General features: G+C 32.9%; 21 protein-coding genes. 11 read left to right on the top strand and 10 right to left on the bottom strand.

Annotation, left to right across the window (positions count from 1 at the left end; genetic code table 11):
• Positions 1-162: 162 nt before the first annotated feature.
• Positions 163-2,187, bottom strand: coding sequence for a thioredoxin domain-containing protein (locus IEV63_RS00460; protein ID WP_188404790.1), 2,025 nt, complete (start codon positions 2,185-2,187; stop codon positions 163-165).
• A 512-nt stretch (positions 2,188-2,699) separates the two neighbouring features.
• On the opposite strand from IEV63_RS00460, the gene porW reads away from it, so the two are divergent.
• From porW to atpG, 10 genes are all read left to right on the top strand, one after another.
• Positions 2,700-5,261 carry a type IX secretion system periplasmic lipoprotein PorW/SprE gene (gene porW, locus IEV63_RS00455; protein ID WP_444544426.1) on the top strand — a complete coding sequence of 854 codons (2,562 nt, stop codon included), beginning with the start codon at positions 2,700-2,702 and terminating at the stop codon, positions 5,259-5,261.
• Between the two features lie 3 nt (positions 5,262-5,264).
• Positions 5,265-5,687, top strand: a complete 423-nt coding sequence (locus tag IEV63_RS00450) for a bactofilin family protein (protein WP_188404788.1) — start codon at positions 5,265-5,267, stop codon at positions 5,685-5,687.
• Complete coding sequence (locus IEV63_RS13045) at positions 5,635-5,877, top strand: AtpZ/AtpI family protein (RefSeq protein ID WP_188404787.1); 243 nt, start codon at positions 5,635-5,637, stop codon at positions 5,875-5,877. Before IEV63_RS00450 ends, IEV63_RS13045 begins: the two co-directional genes overlap by 53 nt.
• A gap of 1 nt (position 5,878) precedes the next feature.
• Complete coding sequence (locus IEV63_RS00440) at positions 5,879-6,268, top strand: hypothetical protein (RefSeq protein WP_188404786.1); 390 nt, start codon at positions 5,879-5,881, stop codon at positions 6,266-6,268.
• A gap of 137 nt (positions 6,269-6,405) precedes the next feature.
• Positions 6,406-7,506 (top strand): F0F1 ATP synthase subunit A, encoded by a 1,101-nt coding sequence (gene atpB, locus IEV63_RS00435; protein WP_373283694.1) that lies wholly within the window; start codon positions 6,406-6,408, stop codon positions 7,504-7,506.
• Between the two features lie 30 nt (positions 7,507-7,536).
• A complete protein-coding gene (atpE, locus tag IEV63_RS00430; protein ID WP_188404785.1) occupies positions 7,537-7,761 on the top strand; it encodes an ATP synthase F0 subunit C in 225 nt (74 codons plus the stop codon).
• A 76-nt stretch (positions 7,762-7,837) separates the two neighbouring features.
• Complete coding sequence (locus IEV63_RS00425) at positions 7,838-8,332, top strand: F0F1 ATP synthase subunit B (RefSeq protein WP_188404784.1); 495 nt, start codon at positions 7,838-7,840, stop codon at positions 8,330-8,332.
• A 9-nt stretch (positions 8,333-8,341) separates the two neighbouring features.
• Positions 8,342-8,875, top strand: a complete 534-nt coding sequence (atpH, locus tag IEV63_RS00420) for an ATP synthase F1 subunit delta (protein ID WP_188404783.1) — start codon at positions 8,342-8,344, stop codon at positions 8,873-8,875.
• A gap of 36 nt (positions 8,876-8,911) precedes the next feature.
• Complete coding sequence (gene atpA / locus IEV63_RS00415; RefSeq protein WP_188404782.1) at positions 8,912-10,492, top strand: F0F1 ATP synthase subunit alpha; 1,581 nt, start codon at positions 8,912-8,914, stop codon at positions 10,490-10,492.
• Positions 10,493-10,525: 33 nt separating this feature from the next.
• Complete coding sequence (gene atpG / locus IEV63_RS00410; RefSeq protein ID WP_188404781.1) at positions 10,526-11,398, top strand: ATP synthase F1 subunit gamma; 873 nt, start codon at positions 10,526-10,528, stop codon at positions 11,396-11,398.
• A 228-nt stretch (positions 11,399-11,626) separates the two neighbouring features.
• Here the strand turns inward: atpG and gltX are convergent, their stop codons facing one another.
• From gltX to IEV63_RS00380, 6 genes are all read right to left on the bottom strand, one after another.
• A complete protein-coding gene (gene gltX, locus IEV63_RS00405; RefSeq protein WP_188404780.1) occupies positions 11,627-13,144 on the bottom strand; it encodes a glutamate--tRNA ligase in 1,518 nt (505 codons plus the stop codon).
• Positions 13,145-13,300: 156 nt separating this feature from the next.
• On the bottom strand, positions 13,301-15,385 hold the full coding sequence (locus IEV63_RS00400) for a peptidylprolyl isomerase (protein WP_188404779.1): 2,085 nt from the start codon (positions 15,383-15,385) through the stop codon (positions 13,301-13,303).
• Between the two features lie 795 nt (positions 15,386-16,180).
• Positions 16,181-16,783, bottom strand: a complete 603-nt coding sequence (locus IEV63_RS00395) for a DUF3109 family protein (protein WP_188404778.1) — start codon at positions 16,781-16,783, stop codon at positions 16,181-16,183.
• A 179-nt stretch (positions 16,784-16,962) separates the two neighbouring features.
• Complete coding sequence (locus tag IEV63_RS00390; protein ID WP_188404777.1) at positions 16,963-17,160, bottom strand: cold-shock protein; 198 nt, start codon at positions 17,158-17,160, stop codon at positions 16,963-16,965.
• Between the two features lie 300 nt (positions 17,161-17,460).
• The gene (locus IEV63_RS00385) at positions 17,461-17,703 is read right to left on the bottom strand and encodes a hypothetical protein (protein WP_188404776.1); all 243 of its coding nucleotides are present in this window, start codon (positions 17,701-17,703) and stop codon (positions 17,461-17,463) included.
• 3 nt (positions 17,704-17,706) lie between these two features.
• Positions 17,707-19,488, bottom strand: a complete 1,782-nt coding sequence (locus IEV63_RS00380; RefSeq protein ID WP_188404925.1) for a chloride channel protein — start codon at positions 19,486-19,488, stop codon at positions 17,707-17,709.
• Positions 19,489-19,611: 123 nt separating this feature from the next.
• Between IEV63_RS00380 and IEV63_RS00375 the strand changes: the two genes are divergently transcribed.
• Entirely contained in the window at positions 19,612-20,970 is a 1,359-nt protein-coding gene (locus tag IEV63_RS00375; RefSeq protein ID WP_229737135.1) for a short-chain fatty acid transporter, read from the top strand.
• On the opposite strand, the gene IEV63_RS00370 is transcribed toward IEV63_RS00375, so the two are convergent.
• Genes IEV63_RS00370 through hemE form a run of 3 tightly spaced genes read right to left on the bottom strand, consistent with a single transcriptional unit; the run spans position 20,967 to position 23,314 of the window.
• The gene (locus tag IEV63_RS00370) at positions 20,967-21,824 is read right to left on the bottom strand and encodes an HAEPLYID family protein (RefSeq protein ID WP_188404774.1); all 858 of its coding nucleotides are present in this window, start codon (positions 21,822-21,824) and stop codon (positions 20,967-20,969) included. The two genes, IEV63_RS00375 and IEV63_RS00370, sit on opposite strands and share 4 nt — an antisense overlap.
• A gap of 57 nt (positions 21,825-21,881) precedes the next feature.
• Positions 21,882-22,271, bottom strand: coding sequence for a hypothetical protein (locus IEV63_RS00365; RefSeq protein WP_188404773.1), 390 nt, complete (start codon positions 22,269-22,271; stop codon positions 21,882-21,884).
• A gap of 17 nt (positions 22,272-22,288) precedes the next feature.
• On the bottom strand, positions 22,289-23,314 hold the full coding sequence (gene hemE, locus IEV63_RS00360; RefSeq protein WP_188404772.1) for a uroporphyrinogen decarboxylase: 1,026 nt from the start codon (positions 23,312-23,314) through the stop codon (positions 22,289-22,291).
• Positions 23,315-23,463 lie beyond the last annotated feature (149 nt).

Raw genomic sequence — 23,463 nt, 5'->3', positions numbered from 1 at the left:
GAAATAATTTAAGAGGTATAGAAATTAGTTTTATTTATAGATCAATTTCAAAAAATAGATTCATTAATGCTATTTCTGTGTAATCTTATGTGTTATTCCATTAAAGTCTGTGTTGTATTTTCTTTAAGCATAGATGTCTTTACTACTATACAATTACATAGCTTAGCGTTCTATAATTTTCCTAATAGCTTCATTTAAATCGCTTGTTGGTTGCTGGCAGGTTTTGTTTTCGCAAACATAAAATATGCTGTTGTTATTTTTAGGAAGTTTGCCCTGTAATAAAGCCAAATTTTCTTTGTTCCCTCCTAAAAAAACAGCATTGCCAAAGTAGTTTTTTTGCAATTCAAAATTGCGTTGTGCAGCATCTTTTCCCATAATTGCAACCTCTTTAAATGAATTGGCTAGCCAGCCACTCAAAATTGACCAATTGGCAAAGTAAGGTCCAGATTTATATATTTTTTGTTTAACATGCGCCAACATTTGTTCACTGGCATGTATGTATTTTTCTTCAGTAAGTAAATGGCCAGCAAGGAAAAGAGATTTCGCTAAAGAAGAATTTGCCGCAGGAATAACATTGTCGTTCATTTCAAATTTTTCAGCAATTAGTTGCTCGCTATTTTTTGAAGTGTATGCAAACAAACCTGTTTTTTCTACATATAAATCACGAATACAAATTTCAATTAATTCATTAGCCCAATTTAGGTGCTTTAAATTAAAGTTTACCTGATATAAGGCTAAAAGCCCTTCAATTAGTAAGGCGTAATCATCTAAAAACCCTGGAATACTTGCTTTTCCGTTTTTGAAGTTTCTGTAAAGGGTTTTTTTATTCCAACTATGCTGAAACAAAAAGTCAGCATTTTTTTCAGCTTTTAACAAGTAATTTTTATTTTGTAAAGCAGTTGCAGCATCTACATAAGCCTTTAACATAAGTGCATTCCACGAAGTTAAAATTTTATCGTCTAAGCCAGGCCGTTCGCGTTTAGATCGTACATTGAGTAATTTTTGTTTATAAAAATTAAGTTTATTGATGAAATCGGATTCTTCAAAACCTTCACTTTTAGCAAATTGGTTAGGGCTTTGGATTGTAAACAAAATGTTTTTCCCATTTTCCCAATTTCCTTTTTTGTTTATTTGGTAATATTTTTTAAACCATTCCCAATCTCTAGGAGCAATAAGTTTTTGCAATTCTTCTTCTTCCCATATGTAATATTTTCCTTCTTCTCCTTCACTATCAGCGTCTAATGAAGCATAAAAGCCTCCAGATTCATGGGTTAGTTCTCTTTCAATAAAACTCAAGCTTTCTTCAATTACCAATTGGTAATGTTTTTTAGGAAGTATTTTATAAGCATTGGCATATAAACTTACCAGTTGAGCATTATCGTATAGCATTTTTTCGAAGTGAGGTAAAAACCAACGATTGTCTACCGCATAACGAGCAAAACCACCACCTATTTGATCGTAAATTCCGCCTTTTGCCATTTCATCGAGATGTAAATTTAAAGCTTCTAAAGTAGATTGCTCTTTTGTAAAATAGTAGTATTGTATTAAAAATTGCCATGAATTAGGCATAGGAAATTTTGGAGCACCTTTAAAACCACCTTTTTTGGTGTCGATATATTGTTGCCATCCTACCAACATATCTTGGTAATCGCTTTTTGTAACAGGTGTAGGTTTTTCGGGAGCAAATTCATAGGCATCATATGCCTGAATTCCAGCTGTTAATTTTTCTGCTGTTTCAGCCAATTGATCATAATTTTCTCGATAGGCTTTTGCAATATTCTTTAATACTTTTTTCCAGTTTTCTTTTGGAAAATAAGTGGCTGCATAAAAGGGTTTCCCGTTGGGTAGGGCAAATGCATTTAAAGGCCAACCCCCGCGACCAGTTAAAATTTGTGCAGCATCCATATAAATTTGATCGATATCTGGTCGTTCTTCACGATCGATTTTTATACAAATAAAATGTGCATTCATAATTTTAGCAACATCTTTATCTTCAAAAGATTCGTGTGCCATGACATGGCACCAATGGCAAGCTGCATAGCCAACGCTAATTAGCAAAACTTTGTTTTCTTCTTTTGCTAAAGCTAAGGTTTCTTCGTTCCATTCCCGCCAGTGAACAGGATTGTCCTTGTGTTGAAGTAGGTATGGACTCGTTGCAAACTGAAGTTGGTTTCCTGAATTCGCCATATTCTTTTTATGTAAAAATACAGAATCACTTTAAAAATTGTAGTGAGATTAATACTTCTTTTTCATTCGTGTCCAATTAAAAGAAAAAGACTTGTTTTAATTATAAACATAGAAAAACTTGAGCTGTTATACTTTAAAATCCATCTTGTTTTTAAGCATTTCGATACATCTAAACTAAAAACTTTCTTTATGATATTATTTGTTAGATTTGGTAAGATGGATAAGAAAGTCTGGTCTCCTTTTCTTATAGTGGCTAGTGCCAAGTAGCTTTGCCCAAGGCATGTTGAAGGTTCGAAACGCTTGTGTTTAGTCAGCTAGAGCAGCTTTGCTGAGCCTACTGAAACATCTGTGCTGAGCTTGCCGAAGCAAGCACGCTAATATCTTTTGTAAGAAAAAATGCTTCTTTTTGAATTTTTTGGCTTCTGCTTCGTTTTTAAGATAATAAACCTATTTTTGCGCTTACGCTATACTAATACTTAAATTTTTGAGTTAGCAATACACAAGTAAAATGCATGCAGAAGTATAAATTTGGTCTTATATCATTAATTTTTTTGTTGTTAATTGTTGGATGTTCACGAAAGAAAAACAAATTTGTGAATAGGAATTTTCATGCAATGACCACCTACTACAATATTTTGTACCATGGCAATATTGAGATTGAAAAGGGCATTCAAGATGTAAAACAGCAAACACCCGATAATTATTTCGATGTGCTTAGCATTGAACGAATGTTGCCATTGCCGCCAGAACGAAGTGATACGGTACCTTTAAATCAATACTTTGGAAATGCAGAATTAAAAGCAACCAAAGGCATCCAAAAACATTCTATGTTTATGGGAGGTAGAGAGTATAATTTTCAAGTAGATGAAGCTTATTTGTTATTAGGTATTGCGCGTTATTACGACCAGCGTTACATTCCTGCTAAAGATGCTTTTAACTTTATTATTAATCATTATCCAGATTCTGAAATTATTACACGGGCCGAAATATGGTTACAAAAAACCAATATGCGGCTCAATTATGATGAAATTGCACTGGCAAAATTGCAAGAAATTTTATCCACTAATTCGTTAATTTTACCTGAAGATTTAGTTGAAATTTACTCTAGTATTGCTGCTATTCAGATTAAATTAGAAAATTATGATGCAGCAATAGAACCTTTACAACTTGCTTCTAACTTAGTTGAAACTTACGACGAAAAAGCGAGATGGACTTACATTACTGCACAGTTGTATAACCAAATCGGAAATAAAGATTCAGCCAATGCCAATTTTAAGCGTGTTATTGATTTTAAACGCAAACCACCACGCGATTACATGATGCATTCGTTAATGGGGATTTTTAAAAACAAAGATTTTCAAGCCCAAGATAGTACATATGTACAAACTTATTTTCAAGAATTAGATGAAAACTGGGAAAACCGAGATTATTTAGATTATTTATTTTTCGAATTTGCCGAACATTACCTTAAAATCGATTCGACTAATTTAGCTATTCGTTATTACGATAAATCTTTGCGAGAGCAGCCAGAAAGTATGTATTTGCGTTCGCGAGATTATTTAAATTTAGCCGAAATATATTTCGATAAGGCATCTTACAAAACCGCTGGTTTTTACTACGATAGTACAATGACCAACTTAGACCAAAGCACCCGCGAGTTTAGGTTGATTAAAAAGAAAAGAGAAAATTTAGACGAAGTAATAAAATATGAAGATATTGCAACTGAAACGGATAGTATTTTAGATTTAGTTGAAATGAATGATGCACAACGTCTTGTCTTTTTTGAAAAATATACCGACCGATTAAAAGAAGAAGCCAAAAGTTTATTTGCACAACAAAAAAGAGAAGAACGATTTGCAAATGTAGCTGCTCCACAAATCGGTGGTTTTGGAACAAATGCTAATTCTGGTGGGATGAAAACTAATGCTGGAGGCGAAGAATTTTATTTTTACAACAAAGCTAAAATTTCTAGTGGTAAATCAAAGTTTAAGAAAGTTTGGGGTGATATTGAATTAGCAGATAACTGGCGATTAGAAGGTAAAAAAGCGACGAATAACGGAGACGAACAAGAAACCAATAAAGATGATGAAGGCGAAATTTTTAATGATCCACAGTTCGATCCACAAACTTATATTGCTGAAATTCCAAGCGACGAACAACTAATAGATAGTATAGCGGGAGAACGCTCTTATGCCTATTTCCAACTCGGGGTAATCTATAAAGAGAAGTTTAAAGAAAACGAATTAGCAATAGAGCGATTTATTCGATTATTAGAATTTAAAAAGACCGACGAAAAATTAATCCTACCCGCAAAGTATAACTTATATCTAGCTTATAGAAATTTAGAAAATGAAGCTCAAGTAAACTATTGGAAGCAAAATATTATTAATGAACATCCCGACTCTCGGTATGCAGAAATTCTTTTAAATCCAAGAAGCCTTCGAGATGATGAAAACAGCCCAAGCCGTGTATACGCAAGATTATATAAGAAATTTCAAAAACAGGAATTAAACGGTCTTTTGGAAGCTTGCCAATATTGGGAAAACCAATTTACAACAACCCCTATGTTGCCTAAATTTAAATTATTAAAAGCACAAGTAACCGGTAGAATGTTTGGATTTGCCGACTATAAAGAAGCGCTAGAACAGCTGGCTTTAGACCATCCACAAACAAAGGAAGGCAAAAAAGCCCAAGAATTAATAAATGATCTTAGTTCAATGCGAAATACAAAATTTAAGCTCGATACTAATCAAGATAAGTTTAAGTTAGTATATTATTTCAAAAATGATGATTATCCATTAGAAGAGCTAGAGCAAATTAAACTTCAAATAAAAGAAGGTTTACAAAAACTAGCATACGATCAAGTCCAGCTTTCTGTAGATATTTATAACAATACATATAATTTTGTATTATTGCATGGACTAAAAAGTAAACTTGGCACCGAAGGAATGGCTGAGTTGTTAGTTGAAAACGAAGTTGCTCTAAAAGAATGGGATTATTTTCCCATTTCAAAAGAAAATTATAGCATTTTACAAATGCATAAAAGACTCGATGAATATTTAAAAATACAGTAAGGCATGTTAGGAAGTAAGAAAGACAAACAAACAGAAGACTTAACTAAAGAGCAAAACAAAATTGCTCAAGGCACTACATTTAAAGGCGATATAGATTCGCAAGGAAGTTTTCGAATAGAAGGTAAAGTAGAAGGTAGTATAACTACAGCTGGAAAAGTTGTAATTGGTAAAACAGGCTATGTGGAAGGCAATATTCAATGTGAATATGCTGATTTTGAAGGGAAATTCTCAGGAGAAATTAATGTAAATGCTACCCTTTCATTAAAGTCTACTGCAGTAGTAGAAGGTAAGGTAGTTACCGATAAACTTGCCGTTGAGCCTGGAGCTATTTTTAATGCATCTTGTAAAATGAAAGGTGCCGTAAAATCCTTAAATGAACAAAAAGAAAGACAAAAACAAACCGGAAAAAAAGAACAAACCGCATAAAAACTGGGCTTTTTTTACGGGATTAGCTTTACAGATGACAATCATTATTGGTGGAGCTATATGGCTAGGTGTTTTTTTAGACCAAAAACACACAAGTTCTTTTCCTTGGTTTACGGTAGTCTTATCTTTAATAGGTGTTACAGTAGCCATAACACATGTAATCATTGCTTTAAAACGATTTCTAGAATAATATGAATTTTTACTTGAAACAGGCTATTCAGCTTTTATTTGCCAACTTTGCTATTTATTTGCTGCTTTTATTAATAACGCAAACAACAGACTTTACAAGTTATAATGCTATAGAAGGTATTGCTTTGTTTTTTATGTTAAGTACTTTTGCGGTAGTAGCATTGCTTAAACTTGTTCATGATTTCGCAAAGGATAAAGTTGGATTTGCTTTTATGGGTCTAATTCTTATAAAAGGTTTAGCCAGTTTTTTATTTTTACTTCCTGGATTTATGGCAGATGCAAAACCAAATTTTGCAGCTATTATGTTTTTCTTCTTACCCTACTTTATTTTTTTGATTTACGAAGTTGTTACCGCCATCGGTATATTAAATTCGATTTATTCAAAAAATTAACGCTTTCCATTATTATTATATTTTTTGTTTAACTTCGTTTCTAATCACTTATTTTTGATGCATAAGGCAAGCTTTTTTTTTTTGTAAAAAATGTGTTTTTTTATATTATAAAAACATACATTTGCACCGAATTTTATATGAAATTTAAGCTATTGAAATCCATGTTAAAAGTAGATTGTTTTAAGCATTTTTTTATTGCTTTTATGTTTTTGGTTACAGCCACATCTTTTTCCTTTTCTAGTGAAAGTGACTCAAGTAAAGATTTCAATCCTACTGATATGATTATGCATCATATTGGCGATTCGCATGGGTGGCATTTTTTTGATTATAACGAAATTTCTGTTACACTACCATTACCAGTTATACTTTACACGGATGCTGGTTTAGTTGCTTTTATGTCTAGTGAATTTCATCACGATGCAGAAGCTAAGGAAATTGTTGAAAAAAATGGTATGCGTTTTGTCAATTCTCACGAGACCATATATAAATTAAACGAAGGGGAAACAGAAGTTATCTTCGATGAAGAACATCACGTATTAAATGGAATAGCACCATTAGATTTATCGATTACCAAAAATGTTGCAGCTATATTTATAAGCGTTATTTTAATGTTTTTAATTTTTGGAAAATTAGCTAAGCATTATAAGAAATCTAATCAAGCGCCATCAGGATTTAATAATATGATGGAAACATTAGTTCTATTTGTAAGAGATGAGATAGCAAGACCACAGATAGGTGAGAAAAAGTTTATGCGCTTTATGCCTTTCTTACTTACGGTCTTCTTCTTTATATGGATAACAAACTTGTTAGGTTTACTTCCAGGTGCAGCAAATGTTACCGGTAATATTTCAGTTACTATTGCTTTAGGTTTATTTACCTTAGCATTGATATTAATTAACGGTACTTCAGATTATTGGAGACACGTTTTTTGGATGCCAGGTATTCCTGGTTGGGTAAAACCTATTTTAGCTATAGTTGAAGTTTTAGGTGTTTTTATAAAGCCAATTGCATTAATGATTCGTTTGTTCGCTAACATCACTGCGGGACATATCATTATATTGAGTTTAATTGGTTTAATATTTATTTTAGAGAATGCAGGAGTTGCAGGTATATCTGTTCCATTTGCATTGTTTATATCAGTTTTGGAATTACTAGTTGCTTTTTTACAAGCATTTATATTTACGATGTTATCGGCACTATTTATTGGAATGGCAGTAGAAGAGCATGAGCATCATTAATTTTAATTTTAATTTTTAATTTTTTTCGTTATGGAATTATTACACGTAGGTATTGCAGCATTAGGAGCCGGATTGGCAGTTCTAGGAGCTGGTATTGGAGTTGGTAAAATCGGTGGTTCTGCCATGGAAGCTATCGCTCGCCAACCAGAAGCTTCAGGAAAAATCCAAACCGCAATGATTATTGCTGCAGCACTTGTAGAAGGTGTTGCCTTATTTGGAGTAGTTGCAGCTCTCTTAGGAGTTTTAACTGTTTAACAAATGAAACTAACAATCATCTTTAGCGATTGGCTAAAGATGATTGTTATTATTAAAAATTAGTAAGACTTAACATATGGAACTAATAACACCAGATTTTGGATTGTTTTTTTGGCAAATTATTGTTTTTTTAATATTGGTTTTTCTTTTAACTAAATTTGCTTGGAAACCCATTATGATGGCAGTAGATGAGCGCGAGAAAACAATCAATGATTCGCTTCAAGCTGCAGATCGTGCTAAAGAAGAAATGATGAATCTGAAAGAAGATAACAAGAAAATGCTAAATGAAGCTAGAGAAGAACGCGACCAGATATTGCGAGATGCTCAGACTATGAAAAAGCGTTTAATGGATGAGGCTACCGAAGAAGCAGCCAAAAAATCTTCAGAAATGATTTTAAAAGCACAGGCTACTATCCAGTCTGAAAAGAAATTGGCCATTAAAGAACTGAAGTCTCAAGTAGGTTTGTTGTCTGTTAAAATTGCAGAAAAAGTACTTCAATCAGAACTTAAAGATGAGCAATCACAAAAAGCATTAGTAGATAAAATGCTTAAGGAAGTTGAACTTAATTAATACTTAATTATGAGTAAATCTGCTGCAAATCGTTATGCTAAAGCACTTTTCAGTATTTCTGAAGAGGAACAGAGCACTCAGCTTATCTTTGAAGATATGCAGTTTATAGTTGCAACTATGGCTGCTCATAAGTCGCTTCGTACGGTGCTGGCAAGCCCAATTATTGAAGCCGAAAAAAAATTAGATGTTGTTCAGGCTGTTTTTAAATCTTTACAAGATCAATCCTTGAAATTAATGGAAGTACTTACGGTTAATCGTAGGATTCAACTACTAGGTTTAGTAGCCCAATCTTTTGTTGAAATAGTTGAGCTTGCAAACAACATTCAACATGCAGATGTAACAACCGCTGTAGCATTAAGTTTAGACCAAGAAAAGGAAATACAAGCAAAAATAAAAGAACTTACAGGTGCTGAAGCAGAATTATCTACTCATGTAAATCCAGATTTACTAGGTGGTTTTGTTTTAAACCTTAAAGATTTCCAGTACGATGCAAGTGTTGCCACACAATTACAAAAATTAAAAAGAGAATTAATTAATCAATAAAGTTATAGGTAAACATACCGATTTAATATAAAAGTTATGGCAGAAATTAAACCTGCTGAAATATCAGCAATTTTAAAAAAACAATTATCTGGTTTTACATCAGAAGCTTCCTTAGACGAAGTAGGAACAGTACTTCGTGTAGGTGATGGTATTGCCAATGTATATGGACTTACTAACGTACAATACGGCGAATTAGTAGAATTTGAAGGCGGTTTACGCGGAATGGTTTTAAACCTTGAAGCAGATAGCGTTGGTGTTGTTCTATTAGGTTCATCATCTGGAGTTAATGAAGGGGATGTTGTAAAACGTACCAAATTAATTTCTTCTATTAAAGTTGGAGAAGGTATCTCAGGTAGAGTAGTTAATACTTTAGGAACTCCTATCGATGGAAAAGGTGCTATTGAAGGCGAAACCTTCGAGATGCCCATCGAAAGAAAAGCTCCAGGGGTAATCTACCGTGAGCCTGTTACAGAACCTATGCAAACTGGAATTAAATCGATAGACGCTATGGTACCAGTTGGTCGTGGTCAACGTGAGTTGGTTATTGGCGATCGCCAGACAGGAAAAACAGCTGTTTGTATCGATACCATTCTAAACCAAAAAGAATTTTACGATGCAGGTGAGCCTGTTTATTGTATTTATGTTGCAGTAGGACAAAAAGCATCTACCGTTGCAGGAATTGCTAAATTGTTAGAAGATAAAGGTGCCTTGGCGTATACAACTATCGTCGCTGCAAATGCATCAGACCCAGCTCCAATGCAAGTTTATGCTCCTTTGGCGGGTGCTGCAATTGGCGAATATTTTAGAGATACTGGTCGTCCTGCATTAATTATTTACGATGATTTGTCTAAACAAGCTGTTGCTTACCGTGAAGTTTCTTTATTGCTTAGAAGACCTCCAGGACGTGAGGCATATCCTGGCGATGTGTTTTACTTACACTCTCGTTTATTAGAACGTTCTGCAAAAATTATCAATGATGATAAAATTGCTGCTGAAATGAATGATTTACCGGAATCTTTGAAAGGAAAAGTAAAAGGTGGTGGATCGTTAACAGCTTTACCAATTATCGAAACGCAAGCAGGAGATGTATCTGCTTATATTCCAACAAACGTAATTTCGATTACCGATGGACAAATATTCTTAACTTCAGACTTATTTAACTCAGGGGTTCGCCCAGCTATCGACGTAGGTATTTCTGTATCTCGTGTGGGTGGTTCCGCTCAGATTAAGTCTATGAAAAAAGTAGCAGGAACATTAAAGTTAGATCAAGCTCAGTATCGAGAACTTGAAGCTTTTGCTAAATTTGGATCAGATTTAGATGCTGCTACAATGAATACGATTGAAAAAGGAAAACGCAATGTTGAAGTTCTAAAACAAGCAGAATCAGACCCGTATCCTGTTGAAAAACAAATTGCGGTTATTTATGCTGGAACTAAAAACTTAATGCGCAAAGTTCCTGTTGAAGATATCAAAGCTTTCGAAAAAGATTACTTGTCTCTATTAGATGCACAGTATCGCAAAGAGCTAGATGTATTAAAGTCAGGTAAAATTACCGATGAAATTACAGATGTATTGGAGAAGGTAGCTAAAGAAGCTGCATCTAAATATGCGGAATAATTGATTACTTATTACCTGTAAAAAAGTAGCGTAATGGCAAATTTAAAAGAATTAAGAAATAGAATCAGTTCGGTAGGTTCAACTATGCAGATTACAAGTGCCATGAAAATGGTTTCTGCTGCTAAGTTGAGTAAGGCTCAAGATGCAATTACAAAAATGCGTCCATATGCAGATACGCTTACAGAACTTCTACAAAATTTAAGTGCATCTTTAGATGGCCAAAGCGATAGCCCGCTTACCGTTCAAAGAGATGTAAAGAACGTTTTAATTATTGCTATTTCTTCTAATAAAGGCCTAGCTGGAGCTTTCAATTCTAATATTGTAAAACAAGTTAAAAACTTAGCTACTGGTCGCTTTAAAAATGAAAGTATTTCCTTAGCATGTATTGGGAAAAAAGCATACGAAGTATTAAATGCTAAAAGTTATATAGTTGATTACCATAATGAAGAGATGGTAAATAAATTAACTTACCAAGAAGTGGCAGAGTTTACTGAAAAAATCATGAACGATTTTGAAACAGAGACTTACGACCAAGTTGTTCTGATTTATAACCACTTTAAAAATGCCGGTACTCAAATTGTTTTAACGGAAGATTTTTTACCCATTAAGCAAGAACAACAAGAGGTTGACTTTAATTCTTCTCAAGTTGATTATATCTTTGAGCCAGAAAAACAAGAGATTATTAAAGAACTTATTCCTAAGTCTTTAAAAATGCAATTGTTTAAGGCTTTACGCGATTCCATTGCATCAGAACACGGAGCGAGAATGACTGCTATGCACAAAGCAACCGATAATGCAAAAGAGCTTAGAGACGACTTGAAATTGTCTTACAATAAAGCTCGTCAGGCTGCTATTACTAACGAAATACTAGAAATTGTTGCTGGAGCAGAAGCTTTAAGCGATTAATCTTGTTTGTTTTTGTGCAAGACTTGCGTATATTTAGTCTTGCGTCTTTCAAGCAAACTTTATATATGTTATTTATAAAAAAAAGCTTCAGATAAGTCTGAAGCTTTTTTTATAAAATTATGTTCTAAGTATGTTTAAAAAGAATGTAAGTAACTTCTGTTATCATTTTTGATTAAGTATATGTGTTTATATTCAAAAACTCAGAAGATCAATTTCAGGTTAATTGATTTAGCCCAATTCTTTCATGGCAAATTGAATTCGATTTATGCATTCAGTTTGTCCTACAGAACTGGCAATATGAAACACATCAGGTCCACGCATAGCGCCAACTAAAGCTAAACGCAAGGGTTGCATTACTTTTCCAAATCCAACGCCTTTAGCTTCAATCCATGGCTTTACTTTTGCCTTTAAGTTATCTTCAGAAAAATCTTTAATTTCTTCTAAAACTACTATTAATTCTTGCATTAATAAATCAGTATCTTCTTTCCATGCTTTTGTACTAGCTTTTTTATCGAAGCCTGAAGGTGCTGAAAAATAAAACCAACTTAGCTCCCAAAAATCTGTAACAAATACGGCTCGTTCTTTAACAGTTTCAATTACATTTTCAATATAAGCATTACTTTTTTCTATTCCCTTTTCGCGAAGAATAGGTAAAAATTCTTGTATTAAATAATCAATAGGAGCTTCGTGCATGTATTGTTGCTGGAACCATTTTGTTTTTTGAATATCGAATTTTGCTCCAGCTTTATTTACTTGGCTAATTTGAAAAGCTTCTACTAACTCTTCTAATTTAAAAAGCTCTTGGTCAGTACCTGGGTTCCAACCAAGGAATGCAAGCATATTAATTACCGTTTCTGGCAAGTATTTTTCTTCTCTATATCCTATAGCTGTTTCTCCAGTATGAGGGTCTTTCCAATTTAATGGAAACACAGGAAAACCTTCTTTATCGCCATCGCGTTTACTTAACTTTCCTTTACCCGAAGGCTTCAAAATTAAGGGTAAGTGTGCAAATTTTGGAGTTTTCCAACCAAAAGCTTCGTATAATAAAATATGTAAAGGCAAAGAAGGTAGCCATTCTTCTCCACGAATTACGTGAGAAATCTCCATGAGGTAATCGTCTACAATATTCGCTAAATGATAAGTTGGCATTCCATCGCTTTTAAATAGAATCTTATCGTCTAAATTATCAGTTTCTACTTCTATATAACCTCGTATTTCATCTTTAAAATTTAACGAACGATTTACTGGTGTTTTAAAACGAATTACATAATCTAATTGCTTGTTTAATCGCTCTTGAATGTCTTCTGCAGTAAGGTGTAAGGAGTTATTAAGTTCGTTTCGTGTTGTGGGTCCGTAGCTAAATTTTTCTCCTTTAGCCTCATATACACTTCTAAGTTGATTGAGTTCTTCGGGTGTATCGAAGGCATAATATGCATTTCCATTTTCAATTAATTCTTGTGCATATTTTTGATATAATTCTTTGCGCTCACTTTGTCGATAAGGTCCGTAATTACCTTCTTTCCCTGGGCCTTCATCAAATGGTATTCTACACCAATTTAAACTTTCAATTATATAATCTTCTGCAGCTGCAACATATCTACTTTGGTCTGTATCTTCAATGCGAAGTATAAAGTCGCCTTTGTGCTTTTTAGCAAAAAGATAATTATATAAGGCTGTTCTTACACCACCAATATGCAAAGGACCTGTAGGACTTGGAGCAAAACGTACGCGTACTTTAGAATTCATTTTTTAGTATTTTTTACAAAGATAAGCATTGCATGTGGTCTTATTAATGATTAACAGTGTGATCTTGCCATATAAATAATTTTAGCTAACTGTAACGAACTAAAAAAACCCGAACTTTTCGAACGGGTTTTTTATACTATTTAGAAAAATAATTTTTTAATAAAAACGTGCACGATTATCTTCAATCTCTCTTGTTTCTTTAAGTGCTTTAAGCAATTTAGAATTTTGACCACGTATGTTTTTTAATCGCTCTTCTGTTTCTTTTTTAGCAATACCTGTGTAAGAAGGCAAAGCTGGAGCTTCGTTTCGTTTAAGTAGCTTTACCACAAAAACGCCTTTTTCTCCTTTAACTGGAGCGCTTGTTGTACCTTCTTCTAGTCCAAAAGCAGCACCAACCACGGCTGGTTCTTGGCCAACTCCTGTAAGCATAGGGCTTTCTAAATTAACGGCAGTAGCTCTTTTTTTATCTACTCCAAATTGCGTTGTAAAATCTTCTAAGGAATTTGCTTTGGCCTTGCTTATTATATTTTTTGCTTGTTTTTCTTTCTTTAAAATTGGAGTGACAGCAGCAGATGCTTGTTCTACAGATTGTAAACCTTTTTCATTTCGTTTTACAAGTTTTGCAATTACAAATCCTTCTGTGATTTCAAAAAACTCAGTATTTCCGGCTTTTGTATCTTTTTCGAATGCCCATTTTACAATTGGTCTTTGTACTCCTAAACCAGTAATGCGCTCTTCCAGTTGTTTTATGCCGTTAATGGGTTTAATATCTACTCCATATTCTTTTGCTAATTCATCGAAATCTTTTTCTCTACTATCTAGTAAAAAGTTAGAAGCTTCTCTGTAAATAGTTGTTGATGTTTTATCCGAAGGTAGCACCTTTTGGCTTAATGAAGCTATTTTAACTGCCTTTTTAGGTTCAGTTAAGTTAGATACGTGTACTATGTGGTATCCAAAATCTGATTCAATTACTTGTAAACTTTCATTTTTAGCTGTAAAAACCTTTTCATTAAATTCTTTGTCTCCTCCAAATAGATTTCCAAATTTAAGTGTTCCAAGTTCACCACCCTTTGCACCACTTTGCTTATCTGCAGAAAAAGTTTCGGCAATTTGTGCGTATTGAGCTTTGTTTTTGTTTAGTTCGCTAAACAAACTATCGGCTAATTGTTTTGCTTCTTCTTTAGTTCGGGTTACTTCTGGGTCTACTCTTGTACCTTCAAAAGTGATTAAAATATGCTTTACATCTGCAGAATCTGCAATGGTTTTTATTTCAATAAGCTTACTTAACTTCCAGCTTTCGTTTTCTTTGTAAGGACCGTAAACTTCATCTTGATTTAAATTGTATAACTGTTCGCTAAAATCTGATTTTAAATCGTACTCAAATTGGAAACGAGCTTGGTAAGGTGAATCTGAATTGAGATTGATAAACTCTTCATTGTTTGAAGTCGTTTTAAATTCACCCATTAGCGTTTTTACTGCGGTTTGTACATTAGCATCATCTTCGTTTGAAGGTACTTCTTCAAAAAACACATATTCGATATCTGCTTTAGCATCTTGCTTAAAGCGTTCTTTGTTTTTATTGATGTAATCTTTAATGTCTGACTTGCTAACTTTAACATCTTCTGCATCTTCATAAGCAACGTAAGCAAATTCTAAATTTAAATTATCGTTGTTTAATTTATAGATTCGTTCAGCTTCAAATAAAGTAACATTAAGTCCAGCTTGAATCATATTGTAGTACGAATCTGTTAAAATCTGTACTTCAATATCTTCTAAATATTTTTGCCAAGCTTGGTATTCTTGTAAATTAGTTTCTTTAATATTTGCTACATATTCCACCATTTTGCTTTCACTAAATAAACCGTCTTCGTTTGAAAAACTTGGATTGCCCGCAAGTTGGTCTTCTAAGTAGTCTAAAATTTGAGCACGAGTAGCTTGTAAGCCTAGTTTTTCAAATTCTTGCTTTAGGATGGTTTGGTTTACTTGTGCATCCCAAACTTGATTTACTGCGCGCATAGTTGAAGCATTAGCCCCTAGCTGGTTTCGATAATTTTCAACCTGTCTTGCAAAAGTTTCTTGTTCAATTTTTTCATCGCCAATTACACCCACGGTTGAAGTTTGCTTTTCTCCAGAAAACCCACCTTGGTTTATAACATCGGCAAGCACAAATGCAAACAAAGCAAGTGCAATAACTCCTATTAACACTACAGTTCTTTGTCTTATCTTACTTAAAATCGCCATTTTATATGTTTATTTGAATCAGTTGGCGAAAATAAGATAAATCTTTGTATTATGAAACTTTAGCTTACTTATTGCGAAACTTAGATTTTTATGCTTTAAAAGTACCTGATTATACAATTTTTTTGTCGTGTTATACAAACCCATTTTGGTTGTATTAATTTTTGTTTGCATATGGTGTATATTTTTCACAAATATGATGGAGACTATAATTACAAACGATAAAGCCAAAGCAATTAAAAGCTTAGTTTGAGAATTAAATAACTTCTGAAAAGATGTTATTGTATTGAAGGGTTTTACTGATGCAGAGTTTGCTATTTCCTATTTAAGAATAAGAATGTTGATGCTGTATTTTTAGATGTACAAATGCCTAAAATTGATGGATTTCTTTTTTATAGCAAATTAATTTCATCTTTCTTATACTGCTATAAATGTGCTTTTTGAAATTCCTGCACATTTTTGTTGTCTCAAATTAAAATTCCACCATTATTACTTCAATTATTTGTAGAAAATGCTATTAGGCATGGTTTATCTTCGTCCGATAAATAAAAAAAACTAAGTTTTCATGTAAAAAAATAACAAAAGGAGTTTAATTAAACATTATCGATAATGGTGAAGGCAATTATGCATCTAAGCATAATTACAAGAACGTAAGTATAAAAAAACTATTTAGGTTTACAGATAAGCACAGAGCGGCTATACTTTTTAATAAAAGAGAAGCACTTAACTATTATTTTAAAATTATCGATTTAAAGAGTAATCAAGTTGAGCCACTTGGCACTGAAGTGCAATTCTAATTTATTTAAAATTGGGTTTACTTTTTTTGAATTTTTTATATTCTTTTGCAACAAGCTCTAACTCTGCATACCAATTTTCTCCAAATTTTTCAATTAATGGCGTTTTCGTAAATTTATAAACGGGCATTTGTAATTCTTTACCCAAGCTACATGCTGGAGTGCAAATATCCCAACGATCGTAATTTACAGCTTCAAAGGATGATAATTTTTGTATACGAATGGGATACAAAGCACAAGAAATAGGTTTTTTGAAATCAATTTTTTTATCTCGGTAAGCCGATTCAATAGCACATAATGCGGTACCTTTATCATCAAAGCGAACATAGGCACATTCTTTTCCGTTTACCAATGGTGTTTCAAGTTCGTTAGCATCGAATGCAGAATTTACATATTTACCTTGTTCTTCTACAGCTAAAATGCCTTCTTTACGCATATAAGGTTTTACTTTTTCGTAAACTTCTTCTAATTTATTAGCTTCTTCAGCTGTAACAGGTGCACCAGCTTCACCAGCTACACAACATTCGCCTTTACATGCAGAAAGATTACAAGTAAAATCGTTTTCAAGAATCTCTTCAGAAACTAAAGTATTTTTTATTTGAAACATCAGGTTATAGCAATTTGAATATCTTATTTATGCTGCAGCTTATTTGTTTTGGCATTGCTGCAAGATTTTTAATTAGCAAACGGCATTGCAAATATAGGACTTGTGTTTAATCTTGTGTATAAAAAAAGCGCCCTTCTTTTGAAGAGCGCTTTGTAAGGCTTGAAATAAAATAATATATGTTATTCTAAAATCACGCGTACATCTGTAGCGTTCATTCCTTTTCTTCCTTCTTGTTCATTGTACTCTACGCGGTCACCTTCTGCGATGTTTTCGCCATTCAATCCTGTTACGTGAACAAAGATATCCTGTCCGGTTTCTTCGTTTGTAATGAATCCATAACCTTTAGACTCATTGAAAAATTTTACTGTACCTTCCATAATGTAATAATAATATAATTTAAATATAATGCAAACATACACAATATATAAATGCTGCAACTATTATGTATGTTTATTTTAAAAAAAAATATTGATTTAGAGAAAGTTATATCGATTTTGCTGATCAAAATCAGTAATTATAACTCTACAGATTAGTTTAAATTAAATAAAGCACTAAGCTTATTGCATTAACTGGCTTGAAGTAATTTTTAATTTTACTTTAAAGCGCGACAAATCCAACTAGTCTTTAGCTATGAACCTTCGGCTGTAATTTTTTCTTTACACAGCAGTGAAAAAATGTTATTTATCTACACCTTTATTTCTCATTTTATCCAGATTTTCTTTAGTTAGGGTGTAATCGCTTAATTTTTTTCCTTTCCAGCGGTGTATTAAAAATAAAGGCATTAATATAAATACCGCTGCGAGTACCGAAATACCAATTATAACTTCACTTAGTCTTAATTCGCCTTCAAAATGAAAATAAGTTCCAGTTCCTATGCTTAATATAATGATGTAAAAAAGTATTTTAATGCTAAGTTTCATAATTTACACACTTAATTCAATTAATTTTTGTCGGTATGCAGTAAGTAGTTTTGATTTAGAAACAAAACCTTTGTAAGTCCCATCTTCAACAACTGGTAAATTCCATGCATTTCTGTTTTGAAATTTTTGCATGATGTCCTTCATCGTACAATTTTTTAAATCGATTATTTCTGGTGCTTGTTGCATGATATCTATTAACTGTACTTCTTCATATAATTTTTGATCGAACATAATAGTGCGGATATCGTCCAGCAAAACTACACCTTTAAATATATTGTTTTTATCGACAACAGGAAAGATATTTCTAGATGAATTTATTACTCCTTTGTTCACAATTTCACCTAAATTATAATTGATATTTAAAGGGATAAAATTTGTTTCAATTTCTTGCCTAATGTCCATTAAGGTTAAAACACTTTGGTCTTTGTTATGCGTTAATAAATCTCCACGTTGAGCTAACTCAATAGTATATACCGAATGTGGTTGAAACTGAGATGTAATAAAAAACGAAATTCCAGCTGTAATCATTAAGGGTATAAACAAACCATAACCACTAGTAATTTCAGCAATAAGGAAAATGGCCGTTAACGGAGCATGCATAATTCCAGCCATTAAACCAGCCATACCAACCAAAGTAAAATTAGTAACCGATATCTGTTTAAACCCTAAAGTATTTACCATAAGTGCAAAAGCATTGCCCATGGCGCTGCCCATAAATAAAACTGGAGCAAAAATCCCACCAACACCGCCTGCAGCAATAGTAACAGAAGTTGCAATAGATTTAAATATAAAAACAATTACCAAAAATAAAATTACATATAACTGTTGGTTTAAATATGTATTAAAAAAATTATTACCTAAGGCTAACTTGTATTCTTGCTGTAACAAAGCATTAATAACGTCGTAACCTTCTCCGTATAAAGCAGGGGCAATAAAAATGAGTATTCCTAAAATTACACCACCAACTAGCATGCGTACCCATTTGCTGTTTATTTTTTTAAACAGCTTAAAAATCCCAAAATATAATTTCGAAAAATACAAGGAGACAAAAGCGGAGAACAAGCCTAAAAATATATAAAACCCAACATCTGATATATTAAATTCGTCTTCTAAAACTGTATTTAAAATAATGTCATTACCAAAGAAGAAATAAGATGTTAATATAGCTGAAACAGAAGCCGTAAGTAAGGGAATCATAGAAACCAATGTCAAGTCTAAACTAAAAATTTCTATGGCGAAAATTATTCCTGCAATAGGTGCTTTAAATATGCTGGACATAGCAGCAGCAGCAGCACAGCCAATTAAAAGTGTTCGTGCTGCTTGGTTCATTTTAAAATAGCGCGATAATCTAGAGCCTAAAGATGCGCCTGTAACTACCGTTGGCGCTTCCAAACCTACTGAACCACCAAAACCAACGGTTAAAGGAGCCGTAATAAAGGATGCGTAATTTTGAAAACGTTCTAAAATCCCTTTTTTACGAGAAATAGCATACAAAGTAACTACTATTCCTTGGCCAACTTGGCGTTTATATACGTAATTGGTTATTATATAAACCAAAGCTAAACCTAATAATGGAAAAATAAAATAGTAGGAATTATGGTAGGTTGCTAAGTATTTTCCTTTCAGTAATTGTTGAATAAAATAACTTAAGTTTTTAAGAATAACGGCCACTAAGCCCGAAGTAAAACCAATAAGAACACTTAAAAAAATTAGAAACTGTTGTTGACTAAAATACCTGTTTTTTAATCGAAGTAAATGCAGATTAATTTTAGCAGATTTCAACATGGTTTGCTTTGTTTTTTGAAGCTTCAAAAGTACGTTTTTATTTAATTTCATTGAAAAATTTAGAAGAAGTCTGTTTCATGTTTTTTTAGTTATTAAATTTGAATGGAATTGCATTTATGCCTTATGAAGAAGCTAGAAAAATTACTCCCTACACCTTTTGCACTTGCTATATTGTTAACCCTATTAAGCATAGTTTTAGCTTTAATATTTACTTCACCACCAACAGATGAAAACCATTTTATAGCTATTTTAAGTTATTGGGAAAACGGAATTTGGAATGAAGCGCTGTTGGTATTTGCCTACCAAATGATGTTTATTTTGGTTTTAGGCCATATTTTAGCTTTAAGTAAACCTGTGCAGAAACTCTTAAATTTCTTAACTGGATTTATTTACAATACAACAACAGCAGTTATTTGGGTTAGTTTTTTTACATTGGTTGTCTCTTTTTTTAATTGGGGGTTGTGTCTCATATTTGGTGCTTTATTGGTACGTAAAATTGGAGAAAAATCAGTTGTTGAGGGCTTTACTTTAAATTACCCACTTTTAGGAGCTGCTGGTTATGTCGGTATGATGGCATGGCACGGCGGCATGAGCGGATCTGCTCCTTTAAAAGTAGCCGAAATAAACCACTTGCCAAGTTTATTTGCTGATGAAAAATGGCAAGCAATTGGCAGTAACCTACCTACTTATGTATCTACATCGCAAACTATTTTTAGTCTTGAAAATTTAATTGTTTTTACAACTTTATTACTATTAATACCATTGTTTTTTTGGTGGTTAGCTAAGCAGAAACAAGCTGATGAAATAAACCTAAAAAGCCGATTTGTAGCCGAAGAAAATCAAGTATCATCTACGACTATACATGGCTTAGAATCTTCTCCGTGGGTTGGTATTGGATTTGGGATTTTGTTAATTTTAGCTTTTGTTGTTCAATATAGTAGCGATTTAAAAAAATTACAATTAACTCCTAATATGCTTAATTTTTTAATGCTTGGTTTAGGTTTTATTTTACACACAAGCATATTTCAATTTAAGCAGGCCTTAGCAAAAGCTATTCGTGGGGCTGGTGGAATTTTAATTCAATTTCCACTTTATTTTGGTATTATGGGAATAATGAAAGACAGTGGTTTAGTATCAGAAATTGCTAATTTGTTTAGTAATTTTGCCAACGAAGAGTTCTTACCAATTCTTACTTTTTTTAGTGCAGGATTAGTTAATATTTTTGTGCCTAGTGGTGGCGGACAATGGGCTGTGCAAGGTCCTATAGCCATAGAGTCTGCATTAAAATTAGGGGTTGACTTACCTAAAATGATTATGGCTCTAGCTTATGGAGACCAAATAACTAACATGCTCCAACCCTTTTGGGCATTACCTTTATTAGCAATTACAAAATTAAAAGCCCACGAAATTTTTCCTTATACCTTATTGATATTTATTGTTGGTAGTTTAATTTTTATGACTTCATTGTATTTTGTTTTTTAAAACTTATGCTTAGGTTCCCAAATAAGTCGTAAAAATGAGCTTAGCCTTTCGTTTTCTCTATTAATGGGAATACCGGCAACAATTCCGATTAATAAATTTTCAGCAATACCAACCCGAAGTTGAGGTCTTATTGTCATATCAAAATCAGTTTTATAAATTTCTTTATTAAATTCAACACCAATAAAATTTCGCGTACCCGTAATCATATAATGAAAACTGGTATTGGCTTCATAACTGGTTCTAAATCGATTGTTGCTAAAATTTTGTTCAATCCTAGGCCCTGTATATAATAGCGAATGAAAATTATTTCCCCAGCGTTTTGCAGCAATCAAAAAAGGATTATAAACATTCCCATTAATAAGTGGTTTACCAAAGTTACCAAAATCATTAAATATAAATTCGTTTATGTAGCCTACAGCCATCGAAGTGGCAATTTTTTCATTTACATAAAAAGACCATTGACCAGCAATTTTTAGGCTATTTAAGCGGTTAGAAGGTAAATTTGAATTAGCAGTTCCGTTTAAAGGGCTGTAAAAAGTAAATGGTAATTCTACTTCTAAACCTAGTCGGTTAATTGGTGCCCATTCGTACTCTACTAGTGCTTCGTAGGCATCAAATTGTAAATTATCGGTTAAGCTAAGGCCTACATTCCATTCTTTTTCTCCTTTTCGAGCGCCTAAGTCTCGAATTAAATCGATATAAAGTGGTTCGGCGTGAAGAATTTTTACAGTTTCATTTTTAGCTTCTATTTCATCGATATAAAGGCTGTCTTTAATAGATTTATATTCTTGCGCATATAATGTAATTGCGAGTAATTGTACACAAACAATTACCCAAATAGATTTAGACTCCATGTAGTTTAATTTATTAAAATTTGTTATTAAGATAGTTTTAAAAAACGGCGTAATAAATTAAACTTTGGGGGGTGGCTTCTCTAGATAATAATGAGCTTCAGATAAACTGGATTTACAAGAGTTAAAATTATTTTTAAATGTTAAGAAAATTATTAAAACATCTTCATTAAATTCATTTTTAAGAGGGCTTAAATCTATTTTAGAAACTCTTTTTTTGCTATAATCTTCTGTGTCTTCATCATCTTGTTCCTTAATTACATTACCGTAGTTAAAAACTTTTTCAACTATGATTTCTACAATACTTTCCTGTTCGTTAAGCGAAAGGTCTTCTGGAATTAAATTGGAGTTAATATCGGAAGTATCTACACCAATGTTTAGAAAATACAATCCTATAAAACCCCAGAAGAGTTTTGTAAAAGTTGTATTTCTAAAATGTTGAAGTTTCATTTTTGAATTTAACTAATTTAGCTTTTATAAGATTTAACGGCATCTACAAAAGCTTTGGCATTTTCAACGGGAATATTAGGCAGAATCCCATGTCCTAAATTCACGATGTATTTGTCTTTACCAAACTCATCAATCATTTGATGCACCATTTTGGTGATTTCAGCAGGTCGAGAAAATAATCGAGAAGGATCGAAATTACCTTGTAAAGTTATGTTTCCACCGGTTAAATAGCGAGCATTTTTTGCAGAACAGGTCCAATCTACTCCTAAAGCAGCAGCACCCGATTTAGCCATGGTGTCTAAAGCAAACCAGCAGCCTTTACCAAAGGCAATAACTGGAATTTCATCTTTTAAAGCATCGATAATTTGCTGCATATATTTCCAAGAAAAAAGCTGATAATCGGTTGGCGAAAGCATTCCGCCCCATGAGTCGAAGACTTGTACAGCATCTACTCCAGCTTCAACTTTTGCTTTTAAATAAGCTATCGTGGTGTCGGTTATTTTTTGCAATAATTGGTGCGCCAATTCGGGTTGGGTAAAACAAAATTCTTTGGCTTTATCGAAGTTTTTAGAGCCTTGGCCCTGCACACAGTAACACAAAATAGTCCAAGGAGAACCTGCAAAACCAATTAAAGGAACTTCGTTATTCAATTCCTTTTTGGTCATTTTTATAGCTTCAAAAACGTAGTTTAATTCTTCATAAACATCTGGAATAACCACTTGGTCAACCGCTTTTTTATTGCGAATTGGGTTGGGTAACCATGGGCCAATACCAGGTCTCATTTCTACTTCAATTTGCATAGCTTGTGGAATAACCAATATGTCACTGAATAAAATGGCAGCATCGGTTCCTACTTGGTGTATGGGCATTACGGTTATTTCGGTAGCTAGCTCTGGAGTTTGGCAACGTGTAAAAAAATCATATTTTTCTTTCAACTTCATAAAGTCGGGTAGATATCTTCCAGCTTGACGCATCATCCAAACTGGTGGTCGCTCTACCGTTTCACCATTTAAAGCGCGTAAAAATAAATCGTTCTTAAACATAATTTGCATTTAATTCAGTTTGCAAATTTAGCTTAATTTAAACGGTTTTTACTTAATGCTTTGGCAAAATTGTTTTTCTAAATTTTACTTATTTATTCAAGATTAACTTTCAAAGAAATGTTTTTACACATTTCATCTAATTCACCAAG

Source organism: Psychroflexus salis (assembly GCF_014640175.1).
Classification (GTDB): domain Bacteria; phylum Bacteroidota; class Bacteroidia; order Flavobacteriales; family Flavobacteriaceae; genus Psychroflexus; species Psychroflexus salis.
The sequence above is the reverse complement of the archived record's forward strand: the minus strand, read 5'-3'. Positions and strand labels throughout refer to the sequence as shown.

Coding starts and splice junctions, on each gene's coding strand:
- IEV63_RS00385 (WP_188404776.1), bottom strand. CDS start 17,703: ATGAAACTTAGCATTAAAATACTTTTTTACATCATTATATTAAGCATA.
- atpG (WP_188404781.1), top strand. CDS start 10,526: ATGGCAAATTTAAAAGAATTAAGAAATAGAATCAGTTCGGTAGGTTCA.
- IEV63_RS00450 (WP_188404788.1), top strand. CDS start 5,265: ATGTTAGGAAGTAAGAAAGACAAACAAACAGAAGACTTAACTAAAGAG.
- IEV63_RS00440 (WP_188404786.1), top strand. CDS start 5,879: ATGAATTTTTACTTGAAACAGGCTATTCAGCTTTTATTTGCCAACTTT.
- IEV63_RS00380 (WP_188404925.1), bottom strand. CDS start 19,488: ATGTTGAAATCTGCTAAAATTAATCTGCATTTACTTCGATTAAAAAAC.
- IEV63_RS00390 (WP_188404777.1), bottom strand. CDS start 17,160: ATGGAAGGTACAGTAAAATTTTTCAATGAGTCTAAAGGTTATGGATTC.
- gltX (WP_188404780.1), bottom strand. CDS start 13,144: ATGAATTCTAAAGTACGCGTACGTTTTGCTCCAAGTCCTACAGGTCCT.
- atpA (WP_188404782.1), top strand. CDS start 8,912: ATGGCAGAAATTAAACCTGCTGAAATATCAGCAATTTTAAAAAAACAA.
- atpH (WP_188404783.1), top strand. CDS start 8,342: ATGAGTAAATCTGCTGCAAATCGTTATGCTAAAGCACTTTTCAGTATT.
- IEV63_RS00375 (WP_229737135.1), top strand. CDS start 19,612: ATGAAGAAGCTAGAAAAATTACTCCCTACACCTTTTGCACTTGCTATA.
- hemE (WP_188404772.1), bottom strand. CDS start 23,314: ATGTTTAAGAACGATTTATTTTTACGCGCTTTAAATGGTGAAACGGTA.
- IEV63_RS00400 (WP_188404779.1), bottom strand. CDS start 15,385: ATGGCGATTTTAAGTAAGATAAGACAAAGAACTGTAGTGTTAATAGGA.
- atpB (WP_373283694.1), top strand. CDS start 6,406: ATGAAATTTAAGCTATTGAAATCCATGTTAAAAGTAGATTGTTTTAAG.
- IEV63_RS00425 (WP_188404784.1), top strand. CDS start 7,838: ATGGAACTAATAACACCAGATTTTGGATTGTTTTTTTGGCAAATTATT.
- IEV63_RS00365 (WP_188404773.1), bottom strand. CDS start 22,271: ATGAAACTTCAACATTTTAGAAATACAACTTTTACAAAACTCTTCTGG.
- IEV63_RS00460 (WP_188404790.1), bottom strand. CDS start 2,187: ATGGCGAATTCAGGAAACCAACTTCAGTTTGCAACGAGTCCATACCTA.
- IEV63_RS00370 (WP_188404774.1), bottom strand. CDS start 21,824: ATGGAGTCTAAATCTATTTGGGTAATTGTTTGTGTACAATTACTCGCA.
- porW (WP_444544426.1), top strand. CDS start 2,700: ATGCAGAAGTATAAATTTGGTCTTATATCATTAATTTTTTTGTTGTTA.
- IEV63_RS00395 (WP_188404778.1), bottom strand. CDS start 16,783: ATGTTTCAAATAAAAAATACTTTAGTTTCTGAAGAGATTCTTGAAAAC.
- atpE (WP_188404785.1), top strand. CDS start 7,537: ATGGAATTATTACACGTAGGTATTGCAGCATTAGGAGCCGGATTGGCA.
- IEV63_RS13045 (WP_188404787.1), top strand. CDS start 5,635: ATGAACAAAAAGAAAGACAAAAACAAACCGGAAAAAAAGAACAAACCG.